This window comes from Streptomyces marokkonensis, from assembly GCF_039539045.1.
Classification (GTDB): domain Bacteria; phylum Actinomycetota; class Actinomycetes; order Streptomycetales; family Streptomycetaceae; genus Streptomyces; species Streptomyces marokkonensis.
On the sequence record NZ_BAABCQ010000308.1, the window covers coordinates 1 to 4,191 of the forward strand.

Below are 4,191 nucleotides of genomic sequence, written 5' to 3' on the forward strand. Positions count from 1 at the left end.
TCGCCGGCACGGGCGCCCGCCGCGTCGACCTGCCCACCTACGCCTTCCAGCACGACCGCTACTGGCTCTCCGCTCAGGCCGCCCCCGTGGGCGACATTACGGCGGCGGGTCTGGGCGGTGCCGGACATCCGCTGCTGGCGGCCGGGGTGCGGCTGGCCGGTTCGGACGGGTTCCTGTTCACCGGGCGCCTTTCGGTCGAGACGCTCCCGTGGCTCGGCGACCATCTGGTGTACGGCACGGTCGTCGTGCCGAGCGCGGTCTTCGTCGAGCTGGCGCTGCACGCGGGGGAGCGGTTCGGGTGCGAGTCGCTGGCCACGCTGACCGTACGGGCCCCGCTGGTGCTTCCGGAGCGGACGGGTGTCGCCGTCCAGCTGACTGTGGCGGCGGCGGATGCGGACGGGCGTCGCGCGGTGGAGGTGTACACGCGCTCTGAGGCCGACGGTCCCGAGGCAGACTGGAACCTGCACGTAACCGGGGAACTAGCACCTGCTCAGGAGCAGTTGGCGGACGAAACGGACTTCGCTGTCTGGCCTCCGCAGGACGCCGCCGAGGTGTCGGCGCAGAGTGTGTACGACGACCTCGCCGACGAGGGCTACGACCACGGCACCGCGTTCCGCGGGCTGCGGTCGCTGTGGCGTCGCGGTGACGAGCTGTACGCCGAGGTCGCGCTGCCCGAGGGTACGGACGTCGACGGCTTCGGCCTGCACCCGGCGCTCCTCGACGCCGCCCTGCAGGCGGCCGCGGGCGGCGTGCCGTCCGCGTGGTCCGGAGTGTCTTTGGCGGCGGTGGGAGCAACCGCGCTGCGCGTAAGGATCCGTCCCGCACGCGAGGGCGTTTCGGTGGCCGTGGCCGATGAGACCGGCGGGCTGGTCGCGGTGGCGGACCGTGTAACGCTCGCCCCGGTCTCACCAGAGCTGCTGCGGAGCGAGGTTGGCGGCAAGGACGCCCTGTTCACCCTGGAGTGGTCGCCGCAGTCGGCACCGGCGTCGGCATCGGCGCCGGCGAAGGAGGGAGCAAGGGACTGGGCGCTGCTGGGGAAGTCGGCCGCGTTCGCAGCGCTCGGCGTCCCCACGTACGAGGATCTCGCCTCCCTGGACCGCGTGCCGGACGTCGTCTGCTACGCCCCCGCACCCGGCACGGGCGACGGTCTGGCCGCCTCCGTGCGTGAAACCGCGCACGCCGTCCTCGCGACGGTGCAGGAGTGGCTGGCCGACGAGCGGTACGGCGACGCGCTCCTGGTCGTCGTGACCCGGGGCGCGGTGGCCGCGGGCGACGGCACCGGCCCGGTCGACCTCGCGGGCGCCGCTGCCTGGGGTCTCGTGCGGTCCGCCCAGTCCGAGAACCCGGGCCGGCTGGTCCTCGTCGACCTGGCCGACACCGCGGATTCGCACGCCGCCCCCGCCGACGCCCTCACCGGCATCCTCGCCGAGATCCTGGCCGGCGGGGAACCGCAGGTGGCGGTCCGCCAGGGCCGCGTCCTCGTCCCGCGTCTCGCCCGGCCCGCGCCCCAAGAGGCCTCCAAGGAGCCCGAGTCGGCGTCCGAGCGGCACGGCACCGTCCTGGTGACCGGCGCGACCGGCGCCCTCGGTGCCCTGGTCGCGCGGCACCTCGTCGCCCGGCACGGCGTACGGAGCCTGGTGCTGACCAGCCGCAGCGGCGCCGAGGCGCCCGGTGCGGCGGAGTTCACCGCGGAGCTGACCCGGGCCGGCGCCGAGGTGACCCTGGCGGCCTGTGACGTCTCGGACCGGGACGCACTGGCCGCGGTGCTCGGCTCGATTCCCGAGGAGCGGCCGCTGACCGGAGTGGTGCACGCCGCCGGTGTCGTCGACGACGGTGTCGTGTCCTCGCTGACCGCCGACCGACTCGATGCCGTGCTGCGGCCCAAGGTCGACGCCGCGGTGCATCTGCACGAGCTCACCGAGCACCTCGACCTGTCGATGTTCGTCCTGTTCTCCTCCGTCGCCGGAACCTTCGGCTCGCTGGGGCAGGGCAACTACGCGGCCGCCAACGCGTTCCTCGACGCGCTGGCCCAGCACCGCGCGGGCCGCGGCCTCGCGGCCACGTCACTGGCCTGGGGTCCGTGGGGCATCGCGGACGGCATGGTCGGGCGGCTGCACGACGGCGACACCAGCCGAATGTCCCGGTCCGGAGTGGTGCCGTTGACCTCCGACGAAGGACTGGAGCTGTTCGACGCGGCGCTCGCCCTCGACCGCCCGGCGCTGCTCCCCGTCCACCTGGACCTGGCCGTCCTGCGCGGCCAGGCCGGTGTCGGCGCGCTCGCGGGCGTGTTCCGCGGACTCGTCCGCGCGAGCTCGCGGCGCAGGGCAGGAGTGCTCGCCGGGTCGGTGAAGCTGCTGCAGCGTCTCGCGGGCCTCTCCCGCGCGGAACGCGGCAAGGCCCTGCTCGACCTGGTGCGCGGTCAGGCGGCCGCGGTCCTCGGCCACAGCGGCGTCGAAGGGGTGGGCGTCGCCCGGCCGTTCAAGGACCTCGGCTTCGACTCGCTGACCGCCGTCGAACTGCGCAACCGGCTCGACCGGGCCACGGGCCTGCGACTGCCCGCGACCCTGATCTTCGACTACCCCACGCCCGAGGCGCTCGCGGACCACGTACTCGGGGAGGTCCTCGGCACGCAGCCGGAGGCCCCGGCGGCCGTTCCGGTGACACGGCTCGCGGACGACGAGCCGATCGCGATCGTCGGCATGAGCTGCCGTTACGCGGGCGGGGTGGCGAACGCCGACGACCTCTGGCGCCTCGTGGCCACCGGGGCCGACGGCATCTCGGCCTTCCCCACCGACCGCGGCTGGGATTTGGACGGCCTCTACTCGGAGGTGGCTGACGGCGGTACGTCGGCGACGCTGGAGGGCGGATTCCTCTACGGCGCGGCCGAGTTCGATCCGGCGTTCTTCGGAATCTCGCCGCGCGAGGCCGTCGCCATGGACCCGCAGCAGCGGCTGCTCCTGGAGACCTCCTGGGAGGCCCTCGAGCACGCGGGCATCGACCCCGAGTCCGTACGCGGTCACCACATCGGCGTCTTCGCCGGTACCGCCTCGTCCAGCTACGGGGTCGGGATGCGACTGCCCGAGGGTGCCGAGGGGCATCTGCTGACCGGCAACGCGACCAGCGTCATCTCCGGCCGTGTCTCGTACACGTTCGGCTTCGAGGGTCCCGCGGTGACCGTGGACACGGCGTGCTCGTCGTCCCTGGTCGCCCTGCATCTGGCGACGCAGGCGCTGCGGTCGGGCGAGTGCACCATGGCGCTGGCCGGCGGTGTCACCGTCCTGACGAACCCCAGCATCTTCGCGGAGTTCTCGCGGCAGCGGGGCCTCGCGGCGGACGGGCGCTGCAAAGCGTTCGCGGACGCGGCGGACGGCACGGGCTGGTCCGAGGGTGTCGGCATGCTCCTGGTGGAGCGGCTCTCGGACGCGCGGCGCAACGGTCACCGGGTCCTCGCGGTGGTGCGGGGCAGCGCGGTGAACCAGGACGGCGCCTCCAACGGTCTCACCGCTCCCAACGGTCCCTCCCAACAGCGTGTGATCCGTCAGGCGTTGGCGAGTGCCGGTCTGTCGGCGTCGCAGGTGGACGCGGTGGAGGCGCACGGTACGGGTACGACGCTGGGTGACCCGATCGAGGCGCAGGCGCTGATCGCGACGTACGGGCAGAACCGGCCGGAGGACCGGCCGCTGCTGTTGGGCTCGGTCAAGTCGAACATCGGCCACTCGCAGTCCGCTGCGGGCGTCGCCGGTGTGATCAAGATGGTGCAGGCGATGCGCCATGGAGTGCTCCCGCAGACGCTGCACGTCGACAAGCCCTCCACCCATGTGGACTGGTCGACGAGGACGGTCGAGCTTCTGACGGAGCAGACGTCCTGGCCGGAGACGGGCGAGCCGCGCCGGGCCGGAGTCTCCTCGTTCGGCATCAGCGGCACGAACGCGCACGTGATCCTGGAGCAGGCCCCGGCCACCGAGGCCGCCGCACCGGGCGACACCGCGCCTCCCTTCGGGGACGCGGTGCTGCCATTCGTCGTGTCGGGCCGGTCGTCCGAGGCGCTCAGGGCCCAAGCGGAGGGAATCCGGGTGTCGTTGGCCGACGCCCCGGGCGTCTCGCTCAAGAACCTCAGCAACGCTCTCGCGGTGAACCGGTCGCGTTTCGAGCACCGTGCGGTGGTGTTGGCGGGTGGTCTGGAGGAGCTGG

At 73.3% G+C, this 4,191-nt stretch carries 1 protein-coding gene; it reads left to right on the plus strand.

The window, feature by feature from the left end; all coding sequences use genetic code 11:
* On the plus strand, nucleotides 1-4,191 hold a 4,191-nt coding region (locus tag ABEA26_RS35235), incomplete at both ends, for a type I polyketide synthase (RefSeq protein WP_345598059.1).